General features: G+C 71.4%; 24 protein-coding genes, 5 tRNA genes and 1 pseudogene. 20 read left to right on the top strand and 10 right to left on the bottom strand.

Translation table 11 applies throughout. The features are described 5' to 3' along the window. From ACWCXX_RS27355 to ACWCXX_RS27340, 4 genes are all read right to left on the bottom strand, one after another. A partial coding sequence (locus ACWCXX_RS27355) for a GTP-binding protein (RefSeq protein ID WP_351003482.1) occupies nt 1-283 on the bottom strand: 283 nt, incomplete at its 3' end. Next, complete coding sequence (locus ACWCXX_RS27350; RefSeq protein ID WP_451131658.1) at nt 264-671, bottom strand: DUF742 domain-containing protein; 408 nt, start codon at nt 669-671, stop codon at nt 264-266. The genes ACWCXX_RS27355 and ACWCXX_RS27350, both read right to left, overlap by 20 nt. A 133-nt stretch (nt 672-804) precedes the next feature. Further along, the gene (locus tag ACWCXX_RS27345; RefSeq protein ID WP_006127850.1) at nt 805-1,218 is read right to left on the bottom strand and encodes a roadblock/LC7 domain-containing protein; all 414 of its coding nucleotides are present in this window, start codon (nt 1,216-1,218) and stop codon (nt 805-807) included. A 9-nt stretch (nt 1,219-1,227) separates the two neighbouring features. After that, nucleotides 1,228-5,055, bottom strand: a complete 3,828-nt coding sequence (locus ACWCXX_RS27340) for a nitrate- and nitrite sensing domain-containing protein (RefSeq protein WP_451131656.1) — start codon at nt 5,053-5,055, stop codon at nt 1,228-1,230. A gap of 579 nt (nt 5,056-5,634) precedes the next feature. On the opposite strand from ACWCXX_RS27340, the gene ACWCXX_RS27335 reads away from it, so the two are divergent. The 9 genes and pseudogenes from ACWCXX_RS27335 (at nt 5,635) to ACWCXX_RS27295 (ending at nt 8,491) form a co-directional block, all read left to right on the top strand. Beyond that, on the top strand, nt 5,635-5,823 hold the full coding sequence (locus ACWCXX_RS27335) for a hypothetical protein (protein ID WP_451131654.1): 189 nt from the start codon (nt 5,635-5,637) through the stop codon (nt 5,821-5,823). 290 nt (nt 5,824-6,113) lie between these two features. Then, nucleotides 6,114-6,890 carry a fumarylacetoacetate hydrolase family protein gene (locus ACWCXX_RS27330; protein ID WP_451131652.1) on the top strand — a complete coding sequence of 259 codons (777 nt, stop codon included), beginning with the start codon at nt 6,114-6,116 and terminating at the stop codon, nt 6,888-6,890. 5 nt (nt 6,891-6,895) lie between these two features. Then, nucleotides 6,896-7,054, top strand: a pseudogene (locus tag ACWCXX_RS27325) (glutamate--tRNA ligase family protein); the annotation flags it as partial. A 145-nt stretch (nt 7,055-7,199) separates the two neighbouring features. Beyond that, on the top strand, nt 7,200-7,919 hold the full coding sequence (locus ACWCXX_RS27320; RefSeq protein WP_451131650.1) for an HAD family hydrolase: 720 nt from the start codon (nt 7,200-7,202) through the stop codon (nt 7,917-7,919). Nucleotides 7,920-8,006: 87 nt separating this feature from the next. Then, nucleotides 8,007-8,078 (top strand) — tRNA-Gln (locus ACWCXX_RS27315). A gap of 25 nt (nt 8,079-8,103) precedes the next feature. Next, a tRNA-Glu gene (locus ACWCXX_RS27310) sits at nt 8,104-8,176 on the top strand. A 60-nt stretch (nt 8,177-8,236) separates the two neighbouring features. After that, nucleotides 8,237-8,309, top strand: a tRNA-Glu gene (locus tag ACWCXX_RS27305). Between the two features lie 12 nt (nt 8,310-8,321). After that, a tRNA-Gln gene (locus ACWCXX_RS27300) sits at nt 8,322-8,393 on the top strand. 25 nt (nt 8,394-8,418) lie between these two features. Further along, nucleotides 8,419-8,491 (top strand) — tRNA-Glu (locus tag ACWCXX_RS27295). Between the two features lie 322 nt (nt 8,492-8,813). Here ACWCXX_RS27295 and ndgR read toward each other — a convergent pair. After that, nucleotides 8,814-9,530 carry an IclR family transcriptional regulator NdgR gene (ndgR, locus tag ACWCXX_RS27290; protein ID WP_030928691.1) on the bottom strand — a complete coding sequence of 239 codons (717 nt, stop codon included), beginning with the start codon at nt 9,528-9,530 and terminating at the stop codon, nt 8,814-8,816. Nucleotides 9,531-9,706: 176 nt separating this feature from the next. On the opposite strand from ndgR, the gene leuC reads away from it, so the two are divergent. The 4 genes from leuC (at nt 9,707) to ACWCXX_RS27270 (ending at nt 12,881) form a co-directional block, all read left to right on the top strand. Further along, nucleotides 9,707-11,134 (top strand): 3-isopropylmalate dehydratase large subunit, encoded by a 1,428-nt coding sequence (gene leuC / locus ACWCXX_RS27285; protein ID WP_451131648.1) that lies wholly within the window; start codon nt 9,707-9,709, stop codon nt 11,132-11,134. Nucleotides 11,135-11,136: 2 nt separating this feature from the next. After that, on the top strand, nt 11,137-11,730 hold the full coding sequence (gene leuD, locus ACWCXX_RS27280; protein ID WP_451131646.1) for a 3-isopropylmalate dehydratase small subunit: 594 nt from the start codon (nt 11,137-11,139) through the stop codon (nt 11,728-11,730). A gap of 104 nt (nt 11,731-11,834) precedes the next feature. Then, complete coding sequence (locus ACWCXX_RS27275; protein WP_451131644.1) at nt 11,835-12,059, top strand: SCO5555 family protein; 225 nt, start codon at nt 11,835-11,837, stop codon at nt 12,057-12,059. 147 nt (nt 12,060-12,206) lie between these two features. Further along, nucleotides 12,207-12,881: an HU family DNA-binding protein gene (locus ACWCXX_RS27270; protein ID WP_451131642.1), complete on the top strand. Its 675-nt coding sequence runs from the start codon at nt 12,207-12,209 to the stop codon at nt 12,879-12,881. Between the two features lie 96 nt (nt 12,882-12,977). On the opposite strand, the gene ACWCXX_RS27265 is transcribed toward ACWCXX_RS27270, so the two are convergent. Together ACWCXX_RS27265 and cofC are read right to left on the bottom strand one after the other, a co-directional pair. After that, a complete protein-coding gene (locus ACWCXX_RS27265; RefSeq protein WP_451131640.1) occupies nt 12,978-13,181 on the bottom strand; it encodes a hypothetical protein in 204 nt (67 codons plus the stop codon). A 275-nt stretch (nt 13,182-13,456) separates the two neighbouring features. Continuing rightward, nucleotides 13,457-14,089: a 2-phospho-L-lactate guanylyltransferase gene (gene cofC / locus ACWCXX_RS27260; RefSeq protein ID WP_451131668.1), complete on the bottom strand. Its 633-nt coding sequence runs from the start codon at nt 14,087-14,089 to the stop codon at nt 13,457-13,459. A gap of 206 nt (nt 14,090-14,295) precedes the next feature. On the opposite strand from cofC, the gene ACWCXX_RS27255 reads away from it, so the two are divergent. The 3 genes from ACWCXX_RS27255 (at nt 14,296) to ACWCXX_RS27245 (ending at nt 17,315) form a co-directional block, all read left to right on the top strand. Continuing rightward, complete coding sequence (locus ACWCXX_RS27255; protein ID WP_451131638.1) at nt 14,296-15,048, top strand: lysophospholipid acyltransferase family protein; 753 nt, start codon at nt 14,296-14,298, stop codon at nt 15,046-15,048. Next, nucleotides 15,045-16,055 (top strand): NAD(P)H-dependent glycerol-3-phosphate dehydrogenase, encoded by a 1,011-nt coding sequence (locus ACWCXX_RS27250; protein WP_451131636.1) that lies wholly within the window; start codon nt 15,045-15,047, stop codon nt 16,053-16,055. The genes ACWCXX_RS27255 and ACWCXX_RS27250 overlap by 4 nt, the downstream gene beginning before the upstream one ends. Before the next feature lie 102 nt (nt 16,056-16,157). Then, the gene (locus tag ACWCXX_RS27245) at nt 16,158-17,315 is read left to right on the top strand and encodes a D-alanine--D-alanine ligase family protein (protein ID WP_451131634.1); all 1,158 of its coding nucleotides are present in this window, start codon (nt 16,158-16,160) and stop codon (nt 17,313-17,315) included. A 47-nt stretch (nt 17,316-17,362) separates the two neighbouring features. On the opposite strand, the gene ACWCXX_RS27240 is transcribed toward ACWCXX_RS27245, so the two are convergent. Then, on the bottom strand, nt 17,363-17,845 hold the full coding sequence (locus tag ACWCXX_RS27240) for a DUF3515 domain-containing protein (protein WP_451131632.1): 483 nt from the start codon (nt 17,843-17,845) through the stop codon (nt 17,363-17,365). 20 nt (nt 17,846-17,865) lie between these two features. Then, on the bottom strand, nt 17,866-18,099 hold the full coding sequence (locus ACWCXX_RS27235) for an Lrp/AsnC family transcriptional regulator (RefSeq protein ID WP_451131630.1): 234 nt from the start codon (nt 18,097-18,099) through the stop codon (nt 17,866-17,868). Between the two features lie 323 nt (nt 18,100-18,422). Between ACWCXX_RS27235 and ACWCXX_RS27230 the strand changes: the two genes are divergently transcribed. Beyond that, nucleotides 18,423-19,394, top strand: a complete 972-nt coding sequence (locus ACWCXX_RS27230) for a thiamine-phosphate kinase (RefSeq protein ID WP_451131628.1) — start codon at nt 18,423-18,425, stop codon at nt 19,392-19,394. Nucleotides 19,395-19,404: 10 nt separating this feature from the next. After that, nucleotides 19,405-20,211 carry a bifunctional hydroxymethylpyrimidine kinase/phosphomethylpyrimidine kinase gene (gene thiD / locus ACWCXX_RS27225; protein ID WP_451131626.1) on the top strand — a complete coding sequence of 269 codons (807 nt, stop codon included), beginning with the start codon at nt 19,405-19,407 and terminating at the stop codon, nt 20,209-20,211. Nucleotides 20,212-20,317: 106 nt separating this feature from the next. Here thiD and rpmB read toward each other — a convergent pair whose 3' ends face one another. Next, entirely contained in the window at nt 20,318-20,503 is a 186-nt protein-coding gene (gene rpmB / locus ACWCXX_RS27220) for a 50S ribosomal protein L28 (RefSeq protein ID WP_030928661.1), read from the bottom strand. 258 nt (nt 20,504-20,761) lie between these two features. On the opposite strand from rpmB, the gene ACWCXX_RS27215 reads away from it, so the two are divergent. Together ACWCXX_RS27215 and recG are read left to right on the top strand one after the other, a co-directional pair. Continuing rightward, complete coding sequence (locus ACWCXX_RS27215; RefSeq protein ID WP_451131624.1) at nt 20,762-22,399, top strand: DAK2 domain-containing protein; 1,638 nt, start codon at nt 20,762-20,764, stop codon at nt 22,397-22,399. Between the two features lie 39 nt (nt 22,400-22,438). Further along, complete coding sequence (gene recG, locus ACWCXX_RS27210; protein WP_451131622.1) at nt 22,439-24,652, top strand: ATP-dependent DNA helicase RecG; 2,214 nt, start codon at nt 22,439-22,441, stop codon at nt 24,650-24,652. The last annotated feature ends 107 nt before the right edge of the window (nt 24,653-24,759 follow it).

Raw genomic sequence — 24,759 nt, 5'->3', positions numbered from 1 at the left:
AACGGTCCTGCCCCGGGGTACCGAAGAGGTACAGGATCAGGTCCTGGTCCAGGGTGATGCGACCGAAGTCCATCGCCACCGTGGTGGTGGTCTTGCCGCCGGTGTGCGTCAGGTCGTCGATGCCCGCGGAGGCGGACGTCATCACGGCTTCGGTGCGCAGCGGGTTGATCTCCGAGACGGCACCGACGAACGTGGTCTTGCCCACGCCGAAGCCCCCTGCCACCACGATCTTCGCCGAGGTAGTGGCACGGGCCGCACCGCCGCTAGAGCTTGCGAAGTCCACTGAGCACCCTTTCGAGCAGTGTCACGTCCGGCGCGCCGCCGGCCTCTCCGTTGCCCGGCTGGTGAATGGCCACCATGCCGGCTTCCGCCAGGTCCGCGACGAGGATCCGGGCCACCCCGAGCGGCATCGACAGCAGCGCCGAGACCTCGGCCACCGACTTGACCTCACGGCAGAGGTGGCAGATCCGCTGGTGCTCGGGAAGCAGCGTCCCCAGGTGCGCGGGGTCGGCCGTGGTGGACACCAGCGCCTCTATGGCGAGCTGGTAGCGCGGCCGGGTCCGGCCACCGGTCATGGCGTACGGGCGGACCAGTGGCTGGTCGCCTTCACCGTCGTACGACGCGTGGTTCAACGCGCCGTACGGATCGGATGAGGCGGGTGGCGGGGTCATGAATCCTCCGGGCGTGACAGCGGTGCGTCGTCTTGCCGTCTGAAGGGGCCGGTGGGGGGCTCTAAGCGGCCGGACGGGTGAGGGATGAGGGCATTGGCTGGGTCGATCGAATCTGTCATCGGTCCATGGCCGCCTAGTGGAGCAGGCTGCCCTGGAGCTCGGCGCGGAGGTCCGGGGTCAGGACGGTGCCCGCACGGTCGACCAGCAGGGCCATCTCGTACCCGACCAGGCCGATGTCGGCGTCCGGGTGGGCGAGAACGGCCAGCGAGGAACCGTCGGAGATGGACATCAGGAAGAGGAACCCGCGCTCCATCTCCACCACTGTCTGGCTGACGGCGCCGCCCTCGAAGATGCGGGAGGCGCCCGCGGTCAGCGAGGTCAGCCCGGAGGCGACGGCCGCCAGCTGGTCGGCGCGGTCGCGGGGAAAACCTTCGGACATGGCCAGCAGGAGTCCGTCGGCGGAGACCACCACCGTGTGGGACACCCCGGGGGTGTTGTCCACGAAGTTGGTGATCAACCAGTTCAGATTCTGCGCGGCCTGACTCATCGGGCTCAACTAACGCTCCTGCTGGTGAGTGGGGCCGAGTGGGAAACTGCCGGTCGACTGGTTGTTGTTGGCCTGTCGACCCTGCTGGATGCCCCGGCGGAGATTGGTCAACCGCCCGCGCACGTCGTCGGGCGCGCGCGAGACCTGAGGACCGGACTGGTGGTTCTGCTGCTGGGCGGTGCCCGGCACCAGGTTGGCGCGGGGTACTCGGCGCGGCAGTCCGGAGGTGGTGATTCCGCCCGCCGCGGGCTTCTTGACCCGCTCCGCCTGCCGCACGAGTTCGTCGTTCGGCGAGGGGCGCCAGGCAGGTGTGGCCCCGGTGTCCTCCGCAGTGGCGTGCGGCGCCTCGGGAGCGGGGCGCTCCGGGGCCGGCCGCTGCGGGAGGGACGCGGATGCCTGCGGTTCAAAGGCCTGCTGCGGCTCGGGGGCCGAGGACCGCCCGTCCTGGTGCGGGCTGTGGAACCAGTTGGTCTCCAGGGTGTCGTACAGCGGCGTACGACCGTCCCCGGGCCCGACCACCGGAGGCAGCGCCTCGGCCTGCGGCTGCGACGGCAGGACCGGACGGTACTGCGCGTCGTCCGCGGGCGGGCGCGGGGCGCCGAAGTCCTCGTCGCCCTCCGGACCGTGCCGGAGCGAGGCGTCCAGGTCCTGCGACCGGGCGGGCTGCGGCTGTCCGTAGTCGGGGCGGGCGAACTGCGCGGTGTCCGCCGGGCTCTGCGGGGCCGGGGCCGAGAAATCGGGGCGGGCGAACTGCGCGGTGCTCGCCGGGTCCTGCGGGGCCGGGGCCGAGAAATCGGGGCGGGCGAACTGCGCGGTGCTCGCCGGGTCCTGCCCGGACAGGTCCTGCGGCGCGTACGCCTGCGGGGCCGGGGCCGAGAAGTCCGGACGGGCGAACTCGGCGGTGGAAGCGGGGCCTTCCCGGTCGTCCGGGGCAGGCCGCGAGGGCAGCTGCGGGTTCGTCGGCCGCCGGAACTGGCCGGTGGACTCGGTCTCCTCGTGGCCGCGCGGGGCGTCCGGCGGGCCGAGCCGCGGCGCGGACGGCTCCTCGGCGCCCCAACTGGTGGTCTGGGGGCGCTGCGGGACGGGGTTGCCACCGGGCAGCTCGGCACGCGGACCACCGGCCGGGGGCAGCCGGAGGCCGCGCTCGTCCTGGCCACCGGGCCGCTGGAAGCCGCCCGGACCGGCCGGGGCCTGCTGGGGCCGGGGCTGCTGCGGCTGCTGCCACGGGGCGGGGGCGTTCTGGTCCTGGCGGCCCAGCCCCTGACGGTTCTGGTCCTGGCGGTTCTGGCTGAACAGGTCGGGCCGGCCCGACTCCGGACGGCTCGCGCCGTCGCCCTGGCCGCGACCGCCGGCCCTGGCGCCGCCGAAGGCACCGGCGAGACCGCCGCCCTGACGCTGCGACTCCTGCCGGAAGACGTCCTGCGGACCGGTGCCGGGCTGCGGAGCGGGGTCCTGCCGGCCCTGCTGCCGGGCGCCGACATCGCGCGAGGGCAGCGCGGCACGCGGCGCGGAGCCCGCACCGACCTGACCGCGCGCGGTACCCGGCCCCGAGGCGGTCCGGCCCGAGGGGGCACCGCCGATACCGGGACGGGAACCGGCGCCCGCGCCGGGGGCGCCGCCACCGCCGAGCAGACTGCCGGGGACGCCGGACTGCTGTCCGGGCACCTGCTTGGGAGCCGGCTGCTTGCCGCCGTGCGCGACATCGACCGGCAGCATGACCAGCGCGGTCGTACCACCGGAGTCGGAGGGCCGCAGCTGGATCCGGATGCCGTGCCGCAGGGACAGCCGGCCGACCACGAACAGACCCATGCGGCGGGAGACCGAGACGTCCACGGTGGGCGGAGAAGCGAGCCGCTCGTTGATCGCGGCGAGGTCCTCGGGGGAGAGGCCGATGCCGGTGTCGTGGATCTCGACGAGGACCCGCCCGTCGGGCAGCGCGTGACCGGTGACCCGGACCTTCGTCTGCGGCGAGGAGAACGACGTGGCGTTCTCCAGCAGCTCGGCGAGCAGGTGCACGAGGTCGTTGACGACGCGGCCGGCGACCTCGGTCGCGGGCACCGCCGCCAGTTCGATGCGCTCGTACTGCTCCACCTCGGAGGCGGCGGCACGGAGCACGTCGACCAGCGGGACCGGACGGGTCCAGCGACGGCCCGGCTCCTCGCCCGCGAGGACGAGGAGGTTCTCGCCGTTGCGGCGCATGCGGGTCGCGAGGTGGTCGAGCTTGAACAGCGAGGAGAGCTGGTCCGGGTCGGCCTCGCGCGACTCCAGTTCGGAGATGAGCGAGAGCTGACGCTGGATGAGGCCCTGGCTGCGGCGCGAGAGGTTGGTGAACATCGCGTTGACGTTGCCCCGGAGCAGGGCCTGTTCGGCGGCGAGACGGACGGCCTCGCGGTGCACGTCGTCGAAGGCCGCGGCCACCTTGCCGATCTCGTCCCGGGAGTGCACACCGACGGACTCGACCGAGGTGTCCACGTCCTGCGGGTCGGCCTCGGAGAGCTGCTTGACGAGCTCGGGCAGCCGGTCCTGGGCGACGCGGGTGGCCGTGTCCTGGAGCCGCCGCAGCGAGCGGATCATCGACCGGGCGACGACGAAGGCGCCGACCAGCGAGACGCCGAGCACCAACAGGATGAGCGCACCGCTGATGATCGCTTCGCGCTTCGACTCGTCGCGGAGCTCGCGGGCCTTGCCCTCCATGTCGCTGAGGAGGGTCTCCTCGATGGTCTTCATCGCCTGGATCTTGGTCGAGCTCTGGTCGTACCAGTCCAGGTAGGAACGCCGGGTGGTGTTGGCCATGCCCGTGGGGTTGGTCAGCACCTTCCTGGCGTAGGCGTTGGCGGCCTTGATCTCCGGGTTGCCCTCGTCCAGCGTGGCGGTCAGCTCCTCGGCGTTGTTGCCGGTCGCGTCGTACACGGCCTTGAAGGAGCGGAGCGCCGAATCTTCCTTGTCCAGCGCGGACTTGCCGAACTGCCGGTCGTCCTGGTCGAGGTGCGGCTGCTTGTCGTTGCCGCCGGGCAGCGCCGCGGCGATGATCGCCCGCTGGACGGAGGCGTACTCCTTGGCGGAGGAGAAGGCCGCCAGCGCCCGGGTCCGCTTGATCATCTCCGAGTTGCTGGTCGCCTGCGCCATGTCCTGCGAGAGGCTCAGCAGTGAACCGATCAGCTGGCTGTACTTGTCGACGGTCGAGAGGCTCGGGGTGTCCTTGCCGTAGGCCGTCTTGCGGATTTCGCGGATGTCGGCCAGCCGGGTCGCGATCTGGTTGACGCTGGCGTAGATGCCCTCCAGGGCGTCGTCACCGGAGGTGTCGCCGATCGAGGTCGTCGAGTCGAGGAAGGCGGTCTTGGCCCGGTCGGTCTTCTTGCGGGGCTCGGTGACCTTGAAGTCGTCGGCCTTCACGCCGTTGGCCAGCGGACCGGCCGAGCGGTCGCGCTCCTCCTGGAGCGCTTGGGCGAGCGAGGTCGCCTGCTTGGTCATCTTGGTCAGCAGCTGCATGTGGTCCAGCTGCTGGATGTCGTTCATCGAGTCGTTGATCCGCAGACCACCGAGCGTGGTCGCGGCGACCACGGGAAGGGCGAGCAGGGAGACCAGACGGGTGCTGATGCGCCAGTTGCGAAGAGCGACGCGCGAGCCGTTGGTGGCGGAAGTCTGGGACTTGGACGAGGGGGCGGTATCGGTGCCGCCCTCGGTCGTGGCGCCGGGGTTCTGGGCGCGGTCGCCGTTGTCACCGGCCGCGGCCGGTCCGGGGTTCTGGGCGTGCTGGGGCGAGGAGCCGCGGTCGGTCCCGCCGTGCGGCTCCTGCTCCGCCGCAGCGCTGCCATCCCTCTTGAAACGTCCCTGCACTAGCGTCGCAACCTCTGGACCAGGCGTCCCGCCGCACGAGGCGGTGGAACGGTGTCGGCGTCATGGGGCGTCGTACCCGCCCCCTGGTGGTCGTGAGTGACCGGCGTTCTTCCCCTTTCCGCCGCCACTCGGCGCTGTGTTGCGCCCCCTGCGCGCCGGTTTGAAACCTGCGGCGGTGCGTGGAATTCCAGCACAGTGCCGGATCTCCAACAAGGGCCCCGTACCCGGCCGCAACCCGGGTGACACGTTGTGACGAATGAGTAACAAGCAGTGGAGCGTGATCATGGATGAATGCGCTCATTACGGACGGAACGGCGGGAGGTGGCAGGTGTCCCAGTCGGCATGATCGGGAGCGGAATGGATCATTCAGTGACCTAATGTCCGTTTCGAGTGCGGCGATCGATCGCCTGAAATGGGGCATTTGCCGGAGCGTTCGTGAGCAAACTCACATGATGATCGCCGTCTCTTCCGGGCTCGCGGAGGGAATTGGATGCTTAGCCTGGCGCTTTACAGGGATGGCAAATCCGACAACCGGCGCCCCTCCGGGCGGCGCCCGTACCGACAGGGTCCGAACGGCAGATGAAGAAGACGACGATGTTCCGCAACATTGCCAACCCCCGCCGCACCACGCTGGCGCACCTCAAGGACGCCGAGGGGCTGGGGACGCCGGAACTGCGGGAGCACGCCGTCGACCTGCCGAACCAGACGGCCAACCCCCGCCGCACCATCCTCATGACGGCCCCGGTCACCGCCGCGTCCCCGGAATAGCCCGAGGAGCAGGGCCGACCGGCACGAGCGCGCGGCACGGCTGCGCGGCTCCCTTCCGGCGGGTCCGCGACCCCGCCGCCCCCTTTCCGTGCCGTTCCTTTCCCGCGCCGCCCGGCCCCGTATCCACGGCGCCGTCCCGGAGCCCCGGTGGACCCATCGAGGGCTCCGCGCGGCCTGCCCCCGTACGCGCCGGGCGGCGCCCCGCGCCGGGGCGTGCTCCGCGGGGCGGGGCGATAGCCTGGAGTGTCAGTCTTCAGCCAGCCAGCACAAGTGAGGGGCGACAGCATCCCGTGCGCATCGCCAGGTTCTCCATCGACGGCAATGTCGCCTTCGGCGCCGTGGAGGGCGACGGGCCCGACGGTCTCGTCCTCGACATCATCAAGGGCATCCCGTACGCCGAGTTCGAGCTCTCCGGCACCAAGGTCCCGCTGAGCAAGGTCCGCCTCCTGCCGCCCGTGCTCCCCAACAAGGTCGTGGCCATCGGTCGCAACTACGCGGAGCACGCCAAGGAGCTGGGCAACGAGGTGCCGGACGTCCCCGTCGCCTTCTTCAAGCCCACCACCTCGGTGATCGGCTCCGGCGACGCCATCGAGTACCCCTCCTTCTCCCAGGAGCTCCACCACGAGGCCGAACTGGCCGTGGTCATCGGCCGCATGTGCCGGGAAGTGCCCCGCGAGCGCGTGAAGGACGTCATTTTCGGCTACACCTGCGCCAACGACGTCACCGCCCGCGACGTCCAGAAGCGGGAGAAGCAGTGGGCGCGGGCCAAGGGCTTCGACACGTCCTGCCCGCTCGGCCCCTGGGTGGAGACCGACCTCGACCCCGGTGACCTGACCATTCAGGCGACGGTCAACGGCGAGCAGCGCCAGCTGGGCCGGACGAGCGAGATGGTCCGCTCGATCGAGGATCTGGTCGTCCACATCACGGAAGCCATGACGCTGCTCCCGGGCGACGTGATCCTCACCGGCACTCCCGCAGGGGTCGGCCCCCTCCAGGTCGGCGACGAGGTCGCCGTCACCATCGAGGGCATCGGCACTCTCACCAACAAGGTGATCAAGCGTGGTTGACGCGCCTGCCCTGTAGCTCTCGGCTCCGCTCGGCCAGGGGGACGCCCCGGGGACGTTCCTGTCCCTCCCCGGCCGGTATCCCCGTGGGCCCGGTCCGCACCGCCCTGTTCGACCACGCCTTCGCCCGGCACCGCGGCGGCACCCCGGTCCTCCACATCGAGGACGCGGCCCCGGTGAAGCTCACCGGGTAAAGCCGGAGCGTCCGGTACGCGCCCGCGGGAGGGGGCGGACGGTCATCACGACCGTCCGCCCCCTCCCGCCGTTTCCGCGCCCTCCTCGTCCGCGGGACGGGCCCATACGCTGAGCCGCATGACGATCCGCGCGGTCCTCTGGGACATCGACGACACGATCTTCGACCACACCGGCGCCGACCGCGTCGGCATGCGCAAGCACCTCGAACAGGAGGGCCTGCCCGAGGGGCACGGATCCGTCGAGCAGGCCCTCGTCGCGTGGCGGGGACTCGCCGACAAGCACTGGGGGCGGTTCGCGGCCGGGGAGACCGACTTCCAGGGGCAGCGCCGGGACCGGGTGCGGGAGTTCCTCTCACGGCCGCTGGAGGACGAGGAGGCCGACGACTGGTTCGGCCGGCACGCGGTCCACTACGAGGCCGCCTGGCAGCTCTTTCCCGACGTGCTGCCCGTCCTGGACGCGCTGGCGGACGGATTCCGGCACGGGGTGCTGTCGAACTCCAGCATCCGCAACCAGGACCGGAAGCTGCGCACGCTCGGGGTGCGGGACCGGTTCGAGGCCGTGGTGTGCGCCGTGGAGCTGGGCGTCTCCAAGCCCGAGGCCGGCGCCTTCCACGCCGCCTGCGAGGCGATGGCCCTGGAGCCGCGGGAGGTCGCGTACGTGGGGGACGAGCCCGACATCGACGCCCGGGGCGCCCGCGCCGCGGGACTGAGGGGGATCTGGCTGGACCGCTCGGAGCGCGGCGGACGGCCCGAACTGGTGCGCATCACCGGGCTCGATCAGCTGCCCGGTCTGCTGGCGGGCGATACCCGTTTTGGAGCGCCGGACACCTTCGGGTAATGTTCTTCCTGCGCCGCCCGAGAGGAACGGAAGAACCGAACGGGAAGCGCAAGCCGAACAAAATCCCTTCCAGGGGTTGAGTTTTGGTGGGCTATGGTGTAATTGGCAACACTACGGTTTCTGGTACCGTCATTCTAGGTTCGAGTCCTGGTAGCCCAGCGCAGAAATGCAACAGCAGTAACAAGCCCCCGTTGTGTAGCGGCCTAGCACGCTGCCCTCTCACGGCAGTAGCGCCGGTTCGAATCCGGTCGGGGGTACAGATCCTTCCCGCGAGATCATCTGGGTCGCACCCACGGTCTCGATGCAGGATCGCTAGGGCCCCCGTTGTGTAGCGGCCTAGCACGCTGCCCTCTCACGGCAGTAGCGCCGGTTCGAATCCGGTCGGGGGTACGGGTAACACCATGGGCTATGGTGTAATTGGCAACACTACGGTTTCTGGTACCGTCATTCTAGGTTCGAGTCCTGGTAGCCCAGCGCAGAAATGCAACAGCAGTAACAAGCCCCCGTTGTGTAGCGGCCTAGCACGCTGCCCTCTCACGGCAGTAGCGCCGGTTCGAATCCGGTCGGGGGTACAACGGAAAGAAACAGAAGGGCCCTTCACTCCGGCGAAGGGCCCTTCTGCTCGTGCCTCTCGTACTCGGAGGCCGTACCGCCGCACCGGCTCTTCCTCGGTGGGGTACCTCTCCATCATGTCCAGGTTCTGGACGGCGACTTGATGCATCGGCCGGGCCTGCTCGGTCAGGTACTCGACGTCGCAGGAGGGGCCGGGGTGCTGCCGAGCGAGCGGCGCGGCCGTCGGGCGGCGGACCGTCTCGCGCATCGCGCTCGTCCGCGGAGTGAGGCTGCGACGGAGGCCGCCACGACGCTGGGGCGGCCGGGGAGTTGTCGAACGCGTCAGCCGTTGCGGCGCAGGGCCTCGCTGAGCCGGGCCGCCGAATCGATGACCGCCTGGGCGTGCATCCGGCCCGGGTGCCGGGTCAGCCGCTCGATCGGTCCCGAGACCGAGACGGCGGCGACCACCCGGTTCGACGGGCCGCGCACAGGAGCCGAGACCGAGGCGACGCCCGGCTCGCGCTCGCCGATCGACTGGGCCCAGCCCCTGCGCCGTACGCCCGAGAGCGCCGTCGCAGTGAAGCGGGCGCCCTGGAGGCCGCGGTGCAGGCGCTCCGGCTCCTCCCAGGCCATCAGGATCTGGGCCGACGAACCGGCCTTCATGGTGAGCGTGGAGCCGACCGGCACGGTGTCCCGCAGGCCGGACAGCCGCTCCGCCGCCGCCACGCAGATCCGCATGTCGCCCTGTCGGCGGTAGAGCTGCGCGCTCTCGCCGGTGATGTCGCGCAGGTGGGTGAGCACCGGTCCGGCCGTGGCCAGCAGACGGTCCTCGCCGGCCGCGGCCGCGAGCTCCGCCAGCCGGGGGCCGAGAATGAAACGGCCCTGCATGTCCCTCGCCACCATGCGGTGGTGTTCCAGTGCCACGGCCAGTCGATGGGCCGTGGGCCGTGCGAGCCCGGTCGCCGCGACCAGCCCGGCGAGGGTGGCCGGACCGGACTCCAGAGCGCTCAGTACGAGAGCCGCCTTGTCGAGAACGCCGACGCCGCTAGAGTTGTCCATACGACGATACTCCCGTCTCACTCTGTGAAACGCAAGTTCAATTTTCGGCGGAAGTTGCGAACCTGGAGGGGCGGCCACACAACGGCCCGTCTGCCACCGCCCCGCACGGGGGTCAGGGCGGCGGCACACCGAAATCTCTAGTTGGGCCGGCGAAGACGCCGGCCGAAGGGAAAGCGATGGGTAGGACACTCGCGGAGAAGGTCTGGGACGACCACGTCGTCCGGCGCGCCGAGGGCGAGCCCGACCTCCTCTTCATCGATCTGCACCTGCTGCACGAGGTGACCAGTCCCCAGGCCTTCGACGGCCTCCGGCAGGCCGGCCGCCGGGTGCGGCGCCTCGACCTCACCATCGCCACCGAGGACCACAACACCCCCACCCTCGACATCGACAAGCCGATCGCCGACCCGGTCTCCCGCGCCCAGTTGGAGACCCTGCGCAAGAACTGCGCGGAGTTCGGCGTACGGCTGCACCCGCTGGGCGACGTGGAGCAGGGCGTCGTGCACGTCGTGGGCCCGCAGCTGGGGCTGACCCAGCCCGGCACCACGGTGGTCTGCGGCGACTCCCACACCTCCACGCACGGAGCCTTCGGCGCGCTGGCGTTCGGCATCGGCACCAGCCAGGTCGAGCACGTCCTGGCCACCCAGACCCTGCCGATGGCCCGCCCGAAGACCATGGCGATCACCATCGAGGGCGAACTGCCCGACGGCGTGACGGCCAAGGACCTGATCCTCGCGATCATCGCCCGCATCGGCACCGGCGGCGGCCAGGGCTACGTCCTCGAATACCGCGGCCCGGCCGTCGAGAAGCTCTCGATGGAAGCCCGGATGACCATCTGCAACATGTCGATCGAGGCCGGCGCCCGAGCGGGCATGATCGCCCCGGACGAGACCACCTTCGACTATCTGAAGGGCCGCGACCACGCCCCGCAGGGCGAGGACTGGGACGCCGCCGTCGCGTACTGGAAGACGCTGCGCACCGACGACGACGCGGTCTTCGACGCCGAGGTCGTCATCGACGCCGCCGAACTGGCGCCGTTCGTCACCTGGGGCACCAACCCCGGCCAGGGCGCGCCCCTGTCGGCGAACGTCCCCGACCCCGCTTCGTACGAGGACGCCTCGGAGCGGAACGCGGCCGAAAAGGCCCTGGAGTACATGGGGTTGACCGCCGGGCAGCCGCTGCGCGAGATCAATGTGGACACCGTCTTCGTAGGCTCCTGCACCAACGGCCGGATCGAGGACCTGCGCAACGCGGCCGCGGTCCTGGAGGGCCGCAAGGTCGCGGACGGGGTGCGGATGCTGGTCGTCCCGGGCTCCGTCCGGGTCGCCCTCCAGGCCGTCGAGGAGGGCCTGGACAAGGTCTTCACCACCGCCGGCGCCGAATGGCGGCACGCGGGTTGCTCGATGTGCCTCGGCATGAACCCCGACCAGCTGGCCCCCGGCGAGCGCTCCGCCTCCACCTCGAACCGCAACTTCGAGGGCCGGCAGGGCAAGGGCGGCCGCACGCACCTGGTCTCCCCGCAGGTCGCCGCCGCCACCGCCGTGCTGGGCCGCCTGGCCTCGCCCGCCGACCTGTCCGACGCCCGTACGCCCGCCGGAGTTCGATAACCATGGAAGCTTTCACCACGCACACCGGCCGGGCCGTCCCGCTGCGCCGCAGCAACGTCGACACCGACCAGATCATCCCCGCCCACTGGCTGAAGAAGGTCACCCGCGACGGCTTCGAGGACGGACTCTTCGAGGCCTGGCGCAAGGACGAGAACTTCGTCCTCAACCGCCCGGAGCGCGAAGGCGCCACGGTGCTGGTGGCCGGCCCCGACTTCGGCACCGGGTCGTCCCGCGAGCACGCCGTCTGGGCGCTGCAGAACTACGGCTTCAAGGCCGTGATTTCCTCCCGCTTCGCCGACATCTTCCGCGGCAACTCGCTGAAGAACGGCCTGTTGACCGTGGTGCTCGACCAGAAGACCGTCGACGCGCTCTGGGAGCTGACCGAGGCCGACCCGACGGCGGAGATCACCGTCGACCTGGAGGAGCGCCAGGTGCGCGCCGAGGGCGTCACCGCCGACTTCGAGCTCGACGAGAACGCCCGCTGGCGACTGCTGAACGGGCTGGATGACATCGGTCTCACCCTTCAGAACGAAGCGGACATCGCGGCTTATGAGGTGGCAAGGCCGACCTTCAAGCCGCGTACAATTAACGCCTGAGCAGCGCGTTTCCAGGACTGCGCCCCCTGCCTTCTGGTAGGGGGCGCAGTCGCTTGTTGAGACCCCGTCGGGCGACAACTCGCCCCAGATGGCACAATCGGTGCATGGAACGCGACAGCCAACTCGAGCTTTACGGCCAAGTCGCCGACCGATTGAAGGAAGCGCACACAAGAGTGCGCGCACTGCAAGTCCCGGAGGGCGTAAGGATGGCGCTGTCCCGGAAGCTGTTGGTCATCACGGCTGCGGCTAAGCACGATCTCCCGGACGCGGCAAGGCGTCTGGACCGGTTGATGAAGGACCTCGACGAGGGTCGATTCCCCGAAGGATGAGCGACTCTGCGGAACGACGCAGCGGTCGACTTCGTTGCGGCACTAGGGTGATTAGCCCGTTTCGTGTTTGATTTGCGGTATATATCTGCCTAACGTGCGAAAACGCTTGAACACTTTCGTTCTGGCAATGTCTCCGAAGGGGAAGACGTGAACAAGGCGCAGCTCGTAGAAGCGATTGCCGACAAGGTCGGGGGCCGTCAGCAGGCCGCCGACGCCGTCGACGCGGTGCTCGACGCGATTGTCCGTGCGGTTGTCGCGGGGGACCGTGTCTCGGTCACGGGCTTCGGCTCGTTCGAGAAGGTCGACCGCCCCGCCCGTTACGCCCGCAACCCGCAGACGGGTGAGCGCGTGCGGGTCAAGAAGACCTCGGTTCCCCGCTTCCGCGCGGGACAGGGCTTCAAGGACCTGGTGAGCGGCTCGAAGAAGCTCCCCAAGGGCGGCGAAGTGGCCGTGAAGAAGGCGCCCAAGGGCAGCCTCTCGGGCGGTGCTTCCACCCGTACGACGGCCAAGGCCGCGGCCAAGAAGGCCGCCGCCAAGAAGGCCACGGCGAAGAAGGCCGCAGCCAAGAAGACCGTGACCGCGGCGAAGAAGACCACGGCCGCGGCGAAGAAGGCCACCGCGAAGAAGACCACGGCGGCGGCGAAGAAGACCACGGCCGCGGCGAAGAAGACCACGGCCGCGGCGGCGAAGAAGACGGCCGCGAAGAAGGCCGTCGCCAGCAAGACCGCGCCCGCCAAGAAGGCCACCGCGAAGAAGGCGCCCGCGAAGAAGACCACGGCGCGCAAGACCACGGCCAAGAAGGCCACCGCACGGAAGAAGTGAGACCGAGCAGCACAGACCGCTCACACGCGCCGGGCCGGGCTCCCCTCGGGGGAGCCCGGCCCGCGGGCTGTCGTGGGCGAGCCGTGCGCGCGGCCGTCAGAACGTCTGCAGGGTCACCAGGGTGATCCGCAGGTCCGCGCCCTCGCCGCTGCCCTCGATCCGCACCCGCTGCCCCGGCCGCAGCAGCCGCAGCCCGCCGGCGTCGAAGGCCCGCGCGTCGAACTCCACCGGGGTGCCGTCGTCGAGCAGCACACTGCCGGTGCGGGTCTCGGGGTCGTACGTGTACGAGGTCGCCTGCATGAACGGCAGCCTAGTGCCCCTCCCGGCAGGCTCCGCCCCCCTCGCGCCGCCCTGCGCTTCCCCCGGGCTCTCGGCTCCGCCCGAGGGGGAGGGCCCCGGCCCGGGGGCTTTCCGGATGCCTCGCGGGCGCACGCACCGGCCGACGCCCCTTGTGGGACAGACATCGCCGCTCCCCGTACCGGCGGCCCGGCCGCGCCAGGTACGGGGGATTCCGCAGTCGGGCATCCCGCTCGCGCCCCTCGGGCGGGCGGGCCCGCCGCGGACCGGAAAAGGTTCTACCGCCGCGGCGCGCCCCAGCAGATCTCCGCGGCCCGGTGTTCCGCCGTGTGCGGGCCGACGCCCAGGGCCAGGGCCGCCCGCAGATCCGCGCCCGTGTCCACGTCCTGGCGGACCGAATCGATACCGGTCAGATCGGCCTCTACCGCCCCGGAGTCCAGATGCCGGGCCCGGGAGGGGCCGCCGAAAGCCGGACGCAATTCCACTCCGGGCGCGGCCGACAGAAATGTCGTACCGATTCCTGCCGCATCCGTCACAAATGTGCGCGGGAATTCCGCGGAGTAATTGAGTACCCGGGCCAATTCACCGGGACGCAGCGCCGGGAGGTCGGCGTTGAGCGCGGCGAGAGCGGCCCGGGGTCGCCGGGCCCGTACGGTGCGCGCACCGTGTGCCAGCGCGGGGTTGAGCCCGCGGTCGGGCTCGTCGGGCACGACACGCGCTCCGAGGGCGGTGAGCGCGGCCCCGGCCTCCGTGTCGTCCGTGACCACCACCACATCCAGCACCGCCGGGCAGGACAGGGCGGCGGCCACGGTGTCCCGGGCGAAGGCGAGGGCGAGTCGCGGACGCAGCACGTCTCCCGTCGCGGGCGCCAGCCTGCTCTTGGCGCGGGCCAGGGGCTTCAACGGGACGATCAGGGACCAGGGGCCGGTCGAGTCGGTGTTCGTGGCGATCTCCCCCTCGGTGCGCTTCGCAGCCTATTCTCGCCTGCCTGCGCGAGAACCCGGAGGGGCGGTCCGGAAATCGGGGCGTACGGTGTTCTCGACAGAGCAGGGGCCTGGGGCGAGACTTGACCGTCGGTGGCCAGGCAGAGTTCAGGTCCTTAGAGGAAGGTGTCCGAGTGTCCCGCCGCAGAATCGGCTTCTGGTACCGCCTGGCGGCGGTCATCGCAAAACCGCCGCTGGTGGTTCTGTTCAAGCGTGACTGGCGGGGAATGGAGCACATTCCGGCCGACGGCGGATTCATCACGGCGGTCAACCACAACTCCTACCTGGACCCGCTCTCCTACGCGCATTTCCAGTACAACACCGGGCGGGTGCCCCGGCTCCTCGCCAAGGCGGCCCTCTTCAAGACCCCCTTCGTCGGAATGATGCTGCGCGGCACCGGACAGATTCCCGTGTACCGCGAGACGACCAACGCGCTGGACGCCTTCCGGGCCGCCGTCGAGGCCATCGAGCGCGGCGAATGCGTCGCCTTCTACCCGGAGGGCACCCTCACCCGCGACCCCGACATGTGGCCGATGGCCGGCAAGACCGGCGCCGCCCGCGTCGCGCTCCTGACGAAGGCCCCGGTCATCCCGGTCGCCCAGTGGGGCGCCAACCTGGCGATGCCGCCGTACGCCAAGACGGACAAGTTCCGGTTCTTCCCCCGAAAGACCCTCCAGGTGCAGGCGGGACCGCCCGTCGACCTCTCCCGGTTCTACGGCCTGCAGCCCACGCCCGAGGTCCTGCGCGAGGCCACCGAGGTCATCATGGCCGCGGTGACCGAACAACTGGAGATCGTGCGGGGCGAGAAGGCCCCGGCGGAGCCGTACGACCACCGCAGGGCCCGTGAGGAACAGCGACGCAAGGCCGAAGGAAAGGGAACCAAGTGACGCACCCCGCGAAGGCGGCCGTCTTCGGAACCGGCTCATGGGGTACGGCCTTCGGCGTGGTCCTCGCCGACGCCGGCTGCGAGGTCACCCTCTGGGGCCGCCGCGCCGAGGTCGCCGAGGCCGTCAACACGACCCGTACCAACCCGGACTACCTGCCGGGCATCGAACTCCCCGCGTCGATCCGGGCCACCACCGACGCCACCGAGGCGCTGGACGGCGCCGACTTCGCCGTCCTCGTGGTGCCTTCGCAGACCCTGCGCGCCAACCTCGCCGAATGGGCCCCGCACCTGGGCTCCGACACCGTTCTCGTCTCGATGATGAAGGGCGTCGAACTCGGCACGGCGAAGCGGATGAGCGAGGTCATCGAGGACGTCACCAAGGTCTCCGCGGACCGGATCGCCGTCATCACCGGCCCCAACCTGGCCAAGGAGATCGCCGAACGCCGCCCCGCGGCGGCCGTCGTCGCCTGCCGGGACGAGGCCGTGGCCCGGCGCCTCCAGGCCGCCTGCCACACCCCGTACTTCCGCCCGTACACCAACACCGACGTCGTCGGCTGCGAACTCGGCGGCGCGGTCAAGAACGTCATCGGCCTCGCGGTGGGCATCGCCGACGGCATGGGCCTCGGCGACAACGCCAAGGGCTCGCTCATCACCCGGGGCCTCGCCGAGACGACCCGCCTCGGCCTCGCCATGGGCGCCGACCCGCTGACCTTCTCCGGGCTCGCGGGCCTGGGCGACCTGGTGGCGACCTGCTCCTCGCCGCTCTCGCGCAACCACACCTTCGGCACCAACCTCGGCCGCGGCATGACGCTCCAGGAGACCATCGCCGTCACCAAGCAGACCGCCGAGGGCGTCAAGTCCTGCGAGTCGGTGCTCGATCTGGCGCGCCGGCACGGCGTCGACATGCCCATCACCGAGACGGTCGTCGGCATCGTCCACGAGGGCAAGCCGCCGATGGTCGCGCTGGGCGAGCTGATGTCGCGCAGCGCGAAGCCCGAACGGCGCTGAAACGGGCCGCGGACGGCCGGAGCGGTGAACGTGCACGGTCATCGCTCCGGTGGACCCGGCCGCGCTGACGCCCGGGGTACCAGCAGGTACGCTCAACCCGATATGAGCAGCGAGAACCTCCCCCAGAGCCCGGAGCGGCAGCTCCGCAAGCCGCGCGTGGCCGTCGTGTTCGGCGGCCGCAGCTCCGAACACGGCATCTCGGTCGTCACGGCCGGCGCCGTCCTGAACGCCATCGACCGGACCAAGTACGACGTCCTGCCGATCGGCATCACGGCCGACGGCCGCTGGGCGCTCACCGCCGACGAACCCGAACGCATGGCCATCACGGACCGGAAGATGCCGGAAGCGGCCCAGCTGGCCGAGTCCGCCGAGGGCGCCGTGGTGCTCTCCGTCGACCCCGGCAGCCGTGAAGTGGTGTACAGCGAGCCCGGCTCGGTCCCCAAGACGCTCGGCGAGGTGGACGTCGTCTTCCCCGTGCTGCACGGCCCGTACGGCGAGGACGGCACCCTCCAGGGGCTCCTGGAACTCTCCGGCGTGCCCTACGTCGGCGCCGGGGTCCTCGCCTCGGCGGTCGGCCAGGACAAGGAGTACATGAAGCGGATCTTCATCTCCTTCGGCCTCCCGGTCGGCCCGTACCTCGTGGTGCGCCCCCGGGAATGGGACAAGGACCCCGCCGGGGCCCGCAAGCGCATCGTGGACTTCGCCGGCGAGCACGGCTGGCCGCTCTTCATCAAGCCCGCACGGGCCGGCTCCTCCATCGGCATCACCAAGGTCGACGACCTGTCCGGGCTCGACGAGGCGATCGAGGAGGCCCGCCGCCACGACCCCAAGTTCCTGGTCGAGTCGCTGCTGCGGGGCCGCGAGATCGAGTGCGGGGTGCTGGAGTTCGAGGACGGGCCGCGCGCCAGCGTGCCCGCCGAGATCCCACCGGTGACCTCGCACGACTTCTACGACTTCGAGGCCAAGTACATCGACTCGGCCTCCGGGATCGTGCCCGCCCCGCTCACCGGCGAGCAGACGGCCGAGGTCCAGCGGCTCGCGATCGAGGCCTTCGAGGCCGCGTCCTGCGAGGGACTGGTCCGTGCCGACTTCTTCCTCACCGAGGACGGCACCTTCGTGATCAACGAGATCAACACCCTGCCCGGCTTCACGCCGATCTCCATGTACCCGCGGATGTGGCAGGAGAGCGGTGTGAGCTACCAGGAGCTGGTGGACCGGCTGATCCAGGCCGCGCTGAGGCGACCGACCGGCCTGCGCTGAGCCGGACCGCGCCGCAGGGCGTGCGCCCCGCGACGACGGCGCACGCCCTACAGACCGGGGACCGTCTTCCGGACGGCCGGGCCGAACGCGGCCAGCGGGCTCGCGTCGTGCGCGTACGCCGGGGAGAGGCTCACCTCGACGTACGCCTTGCGGTAGGTCGTCGTGAAACGCGGACCGGCGTCCTCCGGCTGCTCCAGCAGCCAGTTGACGCCGTCCGCCTCGGTCCCCTTGGCCATGGGATCGTCCATCTTCGCGGGCCGGGGGACACCGCAGCGCAGTACGATCGCCCCGTCCCCCCACTCGGCGGTCAGTTCGGACTTCGGCCCGGAGTCACCGCGGTCGTGTCCGGCGACGGTCTTCGGCAGCTCCCCGTGCAGCGCACGGCAGTAGGCTGCGGCTTCCGGGGACGGGGTGGGAACCGTGATCGACACCGCCGCGTCCGTCGAGGAGCAGCCCGTCGCGGCCAGCAACAGCGCGGCGACGGACGGACCGAGGAGCACGGGGTGGCGGAACCGACGCGATGATGTCACCGGCCCAGCGTAGACGGGGACTACAGATGAACGACCGGGCAGGTCAGGGTTCGGGTGATGCCTTCCACCTGCTGGACCTTGGCGACCACCATGCGGCCCAGTTCGTCGACCGTGTCGGCCTGTGCGCGGACGATCACGTCGTAGGGACCCGTCACGTCCTCCGCCTGGATCACTCCCGGAATTCCGGAGATGGTCTCGGCGACGGTCGACGCCTTGCCCACCTCGGTCTGAATGAGGATGTACGCCTGTACCACGGAACCTCCAGGGCGGCCACGAGGATCATGTGGGGGAAAGGGACGCCACGTTATCGCGTTGCCGCGGGCCGCGGGGAGACCCATGGGCGGTCGACGCCCACCGCGTGGCGTGCGCAGGACACAGATTGACGTATCTCTTGACAGTACCGACAGCAGTGACGGCCCGCGACCGAGAGCACGGCGGGCCGGAAGGGGGAACAGGCATGCCGGTGACGAGCGGTGCAGACTGCTCCCCGCCGTGCCGGCCGGTCCACGATCGGGACCGCCGGCCGCCGAAGCAGCCCGGACGACCGTCCGGCGCGATAGATGAGAGGTGAGACTCGGTGAAGGGAACCGTGGGCGAGTTGGGGGAGTTCGGGCTCATCAGGGAGCTCACCGCCCGGCTCACCACCACTCCGGCGGTACGGCTCGGTCCCGGCGACGACGCCGCGGTCGTGACCGCTCCCGACCGCAGGGTCGTGGCCAGTACGGACATCCTGCTGGAGGGGCAGCATTTCCGCCGCGACTGGTCGACGGCGTACGACGTCGGCCGCAAGGCGGCCGCCCAGAACCTCGCCGACATCGCCGCCATGGGCGCGGTGCCCACCGCGCTGCTGCTCGGCCTGGTCGTCCCCGCCGAACTCCCGGTCACCTGGGCCGGCGAGCTGATGGACGGCCTGCGCGACGAATGCCAGGTCGCGGGCGCCGCGGTGGTCGGCGGCGACGTGGTGCGCGGCGAGACCATCACCGTCTCGATCACCGCGCTCGGCGACCTGCGCAACCACGAACCGGTCACCCGGGCCGGCGCCCAGCCCGGCGACGTCGTCGCCGTCACCGGCTGGCTCGGCTGGTCCGCCGCCGGGTACGCCGTGCTCTCCCGGGGCTTCCGCTCCCCCCGCGCCTTCGTCGAGGCCCACCGCCGCCCCGAACCCCCGTACCACGCGGGCCCCGCGGCCGCCGGACTCGGCGCCACCGCGATGACGGACGTGAGCGACGGACTCGTCGCCGACCTCGGGCACATCGCCGAGGCCAGCAAGGTCCGCATCGACCTGCGTTCCGGCCTCATCGACATCCCCTCGCAGATGTCCGACATCGGACAGGCCGTCGGCGTCGACCCGCTCCAGTGGGTGCTGACCGGGGGAGAGGACCACGCGATCGTCGCCACCTTCCCGCCGGACGTGAAACTGCCCGCGCGCTGGAAGGTCATCGGCGAGGTGCTCAACCCCTCCGCGCTGCCGCAGGTGACGGTCGACGGGGCGCCCTGGACCAGCAAGGGCGGCTGGGACCACTTCGGGGGCATAGAGGACGCCCAGTAGATTGCGGCACATGCCCATGTCTGCCGCCGTACCCGCCCGTGTGCTCACCGTCGCCGGATCCGACTCCGGCGGCGGTGCGGGCATCCAGGCCGACCTGAAGACGATGCTGGCGCTCGGGACGCACGGGATGAGCGTGCTCACCGCCGTCACCGCCCAGAACTCGCTGGGAGTGCGGGGCGCCTGGGAACTGCCCGCCGAGGCCGTGCGCGCCCAGTACCGCAGCGTGGTGGACGACATCGGCGTCCAGGCGGTCAAGACCGGCATGCTGTCCTCGGCCGTCCTCGTGGAGACCGTGGCCGAACTCCTCGCCGGCACCGACGCCCCGGTCGTCGTCGACCCGGTCGGCGTCTCCAAGCACGGCGACCCGCTGCTGGCGGCCGAGGCACTCGAATCCGTACGCACGAAACTGCTGCCGGCCGCCACGGTCGCCACCCCGAACCTGGACGAGGTCGCCCAGCTCACCGGCATCGGCGTCCGGGACGAGACGGGCCTGCGCGAGGCCGCCGCCGCACTGCTGGAACTCGGGCCGCGCTGGGTCGTCGTCAAGGGCGGCCACCTGCCCGGCGACCCCGTCGACCTGCTGACGGACGGCACCGAGGAACACTGGCTGCGCGCCCCGAGACACGACAACCGGCACACCCACGGCACCGGTTGCACGCTCGCCTCCGCCATCGCCTGCGGGCTGGCACGGGGACAGGACGTGCCCACGGCGGTACGGGGCGCGAAGGCGTACGTCACCGGCGCGATCGCGGCGGGCTTCCCCCTGGGCGCCGGAATCGGCCCCGTCGACCACGGCTGGCGGACCCGCACCGGGTGAGGGCGCCCCGGAGACGTCGGGGAAGTCCCGGCGCACAACAAGAAGCCGGTCCACCTGGGTGGACCGGCTTCTCGGGCAACCGGAAGGCTGCGCTACGACGGGAACGTCAGCGCGCGACCTTGCCGGCCTTGATGCACGAGGTGCAGACGTTGAGCCGCTTCGGCGTCCGACCGACCACGGCACGCACGCGCTGGATGTTGGGGTTCCAGCGACGGGACGTACGGCGGTGCGAGTGCGAAATGTTGTTGCCGAAGCCCGGCCCCTTGCCGCAGACGTCGCAGTTGGCAGCCACGGGTCACTCCAAAGACTTCAGATGCACTTACAGTGAATTCCGGCGCGCCGGAATCAGTTGACTGAAGTGGCGGTGCCGGGGGAATGTCCCGACTCTCGTCGGGCAACCGAAGCAGCATACAACGACCGCGTCGGCAGAACGAAACTACCATGGGATCCGCCGGCCCCGTCCCGCCCCTGTCCCCGCCGGACCCCGCAACACGGGACTACGCTGCGGTGCAGCCGGCCGCCCACGGCCGATTCCGAGGAGGACCGACAGGTGCCGCAGACCGCCGACGACATGGGCGCCGTCGCGGTGCGCGCCTGGTGCTCACTGGCCCTGGAGGCACTGGGCCGGGAGCGCGCGGCGATCGACGCGATCAACGTGTACCCCGTCGCCGACGGGGACACCGGCACCAACCTCTACCTGACAGTGGAGTCCGCGACCCAGGCCGTCGAAGCCGTCTTCGCCGCCCACGAGACCGGCACCACCGCCCCCCTCACCGCCGACGCGGTACGGGCCATGGCACACGGCGCCCTGATCGGCGCCCGCGGGAACTCCGGCACGATCCTGGCCCAGTTGCTGCGCGGGACGGCGGAAGTGCTGGCCGCCGGACACGACGCGGACCACCTGCGCCGGGCGTTCGCCACCGCGGCCGCCGCCGCCCGGCGGGCCGTCGCCCACCCCGTCGAGGGCACCGTGCTGACGGTGGCCGCCGAGGCCGCCGCGGCAGCCGCGCGCACCACCGGCGACGCCACCACCGCCGAGGTCGCGCAGGCGGCGTACGAAGGAGCGCGGGCGGCCCTGGCCGCCACCCCCGGACAGCTCGCCGTGCTCGGCCGGGCGGGCGTCGTGGACGCCGGCGGGCGGGGACTGGTGACGGTGCTCGGGGCGCTCGTCGAGGCGGTCTCCGGACGGGCACCCGCCGCCGGACCCGCACTTTCCGTGCCCGTCCTTCCCGTACCCGCCCTCCCGGTGCAGGACGACTGCGCGGCGGCCGGCCCCTCGGGCGGGCCCGCCTTCGAGGTCATCTACCTGCTGGAGGCCACGGACGAGGCGGTGGACCGGCTGCGGACCCGGCTCGACCCGCTCGGCGACTCGCTCGTGGTGGTGGGCGGCGACGGACTGTGGAACGTCCATGTGCACGTCGACGACGCGGGCGCCGCCGTGGAGGCCGGCGTCGAGGCGGGACGGCCGTACCGCATCCGGATCACCCACTTCGGCGCGGACCGGGCGCACCCCCACGTCGAACCCGTGCAGCGCGCCGTCGTCGTGGTGGTCCCCGGCGACGGGCTGCGCGGCCTGTGCAAGGAGGCCGGGGCCACGACGGTCCTGGCCCGCCCCGGCGAACCGCCCGCCAGCGGCGAACTCGTCGACGCGATCCGCCGGGCGCACGCCCGCGAGGTGGTCCTGCTGCCCAACGACGCGGAGCTGCGCCACACCGCCGCCGCGGCCGCCGAACAGGTCCGCGCGGAAGGCGTCCGGGTCGCCCTGATCCCGACCCGGGCCGCAGTCCAGGGCCTCGCCGCCCTCGCCGTCCACGAACCCGGCCGCAGCTTCGACGAGGACGTGGTGGCGATGACCGCCGCCGCCGGTGCCACCCGCTACGCCGAACTGGCCGTCGCCGAACGGCAGTCCTGGACCATGGCGGGCATCTGCCAGGCCGGGGACGTCCTGGGCCTGATCGACGGCGACGTCGCGGTCATCGGCGAGGACGTCCCGCGCACCGCCCGGACCGTGCTGGACCGGATGCTCGCGGCGGGCGGCGAACTGGTCACCCTGGTCCTGGGCGAGGACGTCCCCGACGGCCTCGCCGACGAGCTGGAGGACCACGTGCGCGAGGGCCACCTCGCGGTGGACACGGTGGTCTACCGGGGCGGCCACCGGGGCGCCCCGCTGCTCATCGGGGTGGAATAGGCCGCGCCCGGCGGCCGACTGTCAGTGGCGTGGTGTGCAATGGATCGCGTGTCCGCGTTCGACGAACCCCTCAAGAAGCTGCTCGGCGGAGCCACCGCGAAGGTGATGGCCGACCACCTCGACCTGCACACGGTCGGTGATCTGCTCCACCACTACCCCCGGCGCTACGAGGAGCGCGGCCGGCTCACGGCACTGACCGACCTCCCCCTGGACGAGCACGTGACGGTGGTCGCCCAGGTCGCCGACGCCCGCGTGCTGACGTTCAACAACGGCCGCGGCAAGCGCCTGGAAGTGACCCTCACCGACGGCAGCGGCCGTCTCCAGCTGGTCTTCTTCGGCCACGGCGTCCACAAGCCGCACAAGGAGCTGCTGCCCGGCCGCCGGGCGATGTTCGCCGGCAAGGTCTCCGTCTTCAACCGGAAGATGCAGCTGGCCCACCCCACGTACCAACTGCTCGACACGGAGTCCGCCGACGGCGCCGGGGACGGGGACCGGGAAGCGGTGGACGCCTTCGCCGGGCGGCTGCTGCCGATCTACCCGGCCTGCAAGCAACTGGACTCGTGGCGGATCGCCAAGGCCGTCGACACGGTCCTGCCCAGCGCGCAAGAGGCCGTCGACCCGCTGCCCGCCGCGCTGCGCGAGGGCCGCGGCTTCGCCCCGCTCCCGGAGGCGCTGCTGAAGGTCCACCGCCCGCAGACCAAGGCGGACATCGCCCTGGCCAGGGACCGCCTCAAGTGGGACGAGGCGTTCGTCCTCCAGGTCGCGCTGGCCCGCCGCAGGTACGCCGACACCCAGCTCCCGGCCGTGGCCCGCAGGCCCGCGCCCGGCGGACTGCTCGACGCCTTCGACGCCAAGCTGCCCTTCACCCTCACCGAGGGCCAGCAAAAGGTCTCCGGCGAGATCTTCGACGACCTGGCCACCGAACACCCGATGCACCGGCTGCTCCAGGGAGAGGTCGGGTCGGGGAAGACCTTGGTCGCCCTGCGCGCCATGCTCGGCGTCGTCGACGCGGGCGGACAGGCCGCCATGCTCGCGCCCACCGAGGTGCTCGCCCAGCAGCACCACAGATCCATCACCGAGATGATGGGCGAGCTGGCCGAAGGCGGCATGTTGGGCGGCTCCGAGCAGGGCACGAAGGTGGTGCTGCTCACCGGTTCCATGGGCGCCGCGGCCCGCCGTCAGGCACTGCTCGACCTCGTCACCGGCGAGGCCGGGATCGTGATCGGCACCCATGCCCTGATCGAGGACAAGGTGAAGTTCCACGACCTGGGCCTGGTCGTCGTCGACGAACAGCACCGCTTCGGCGTGGAACAGCGCGACGCCCTGCGCTCCAAGGGGAAACAGCCGCCGCACCTGCTGGTGATGACCGCCACCCCCATTCCCCGCACGGTCGCCATGACCGTCTTCGGGGACCTGGAGACCTCCGTGCTGGACCAGCTCCCGGCCGGCCGCTCGCCCATCGCCAGCCATGTCGTCCCCGCCAAGGACAAGCCGCACTTCCTCACCCGCGCCTGGGAACGGGTGCGGGAGGAGGTGGAGAACGGACACCAGGCGTACGTGGTCTGCCCCCGCATCGGCGACGACGAGGACGAACCGGGCGGCAAGGGGAAGAAGGCGCCCGAGGGCGACGGCGAGAAGCGCCCGCCGCTCGCCGTCCTGGAGATCGCCGAACAGCTCGCGAAGGGCCCCCTCGCCGGGCTGCGCATCGAGGTGCTGCACGGCAGGATGGCGCCCGAGGACAAGGACGACGTGATGCGCCGCTTCGCCGCGGGCGAGGTCGACGTCCTCGTCGCCACCACCGTCATCGAGGTCGGAGTCAACGTCCCCAACGCCACCGCGATGGTGATCATGGACGCCGACCGGTTCGGCGTCTCCCAGCTGCACCAGCTGCGCGGCCGGGTCGGCCGCGGCTCCGCACCCGGCCTCTGCCTGCTGGTCAGCGAGGCGCACGAGGCGAGTCCGGCCCGCGCCCGGCTGTCCGCCGTCGCCGCCACCCTCGACGGCTTCGAGCTCTCCCGGATCGACCTCGAACAGCGCCGCGAGGGCGACGTCCTGGGCCAGGCCCAGTCCGGGGTCCGCTCCTCGCTGCGGATGCTCACCGTCATCGACGACGAGGAGGTCATCGCCGCCGCCCGCGAGGAGGCCGTCGCGATCGTCGCCGCCGACCCGGGGCTGGAGCACCTGCCCGAGCTGCGGACCGCGCTGGACGCCCTGCTCGACAAGGAGCGCGAGCAGTACCTCGACAAGGGCTGACCGGAGCCCGGGGGACCGGCCCGGCGCACGACGGGTGCGCGGGCCCGACCGGGCCCGACGCCATATCGTGGGTGGCACCACACCGCGGCACCCTGCGGGCCACCCAC

This window comes from Streptomyces sp. NPDC001732 (genome assembly GCF_053596315.1).
This window is presented reverse-complemented; position numbering and strand designations above follow the sequence as displayed.

Excerpts from the sequence above, each read along its gene's own strand:
- ACWCXX_RS27320 (WP_451131650.1), top strand. The coding sequence starts at position 7,200 with ATGACGATCCGCGCGGTCCTCTGGGACATCGACGACACGATCTTCGAC.
- ACWCXX_RS27335 (WP_451131654.1), top strand. The coding sequence starts at position 5,635 with ATGAAGAAGACGACGATGTTCCGCAACATTGCCAACCCCCGCCGCACC.
- ACWCXX_RS27350 (WP_451131658.1), bottom strand. The coding sequence starts at position 671 with ATGACCCCGCCACCCGCCTCATCCGATCCGTACGGCGCGTTGAACCAC.
- ACWCXX_RS27245 (WP_451131634.1), top strand. The coding sequence starts at position 16,158 with ATGAGCAGCGAGAACCTCCCCCAGAGCCCGGAGCGGCAGCTCCGCAAG.
- leuC (WP_451131648.1), top strand. The coding sequence starts at position 9,707 with ATGGGTAGGACACTCGCGGAGAAGGTCTGGGACGACCACGTCGTCCGG.
- ACWCXX_RS27345 (WP_006127850.1), bottom strand. The coding sequence starts at position 1,218 with ATGAGTCAGGCCGCGCAGAATCTGAACTGGTTGATCACCAACTTCGTG.
- ACWCXX_RS27265 (WP_451131640.1), bottom strand. The coding sequence starts at position 13,181 with ATGCAGGCGACCTCGTACACGTACGACCCCGAGACCCGCACCGGCAGT.
- thiD (WP_451131626.1), top strand. The coding sequence starts at position 19,405 with ATGCCCATGTCTGCCGCCGTACCCGCCCGTGTGCTCACCGTCGCCGGA.
- recG (WP_451131622.1), top strand. The coding sequence starts at position 22,439 with ATGGATCGCGTGTCCGCGTTCGACGAACCCCTCAAGAAGCTGCTCGGC.
- ndgR (WP_030928691.1), bottom strand. The coding sequence starts at position 9,530 with ATGGACAACTCTAGCGGCGTCGGCGTTCTCGACAAGGCGGCTCTCGTA.
- ACWCXX_RS27275 (WP_451131644.1), top strand. The coding sequence starts at position 11,835 with ATGGAACGCGACAGCCAACTCGAGCTTTACGGCCAAGTCGCCGACCGA.
- leuD (WP_451131646.1), top strand. The coding sequence starts at position 11,137 with ATGGAAGCTTTCACCACGCACACCGGCCGGGCCGTCCCGCTGCGCCGC.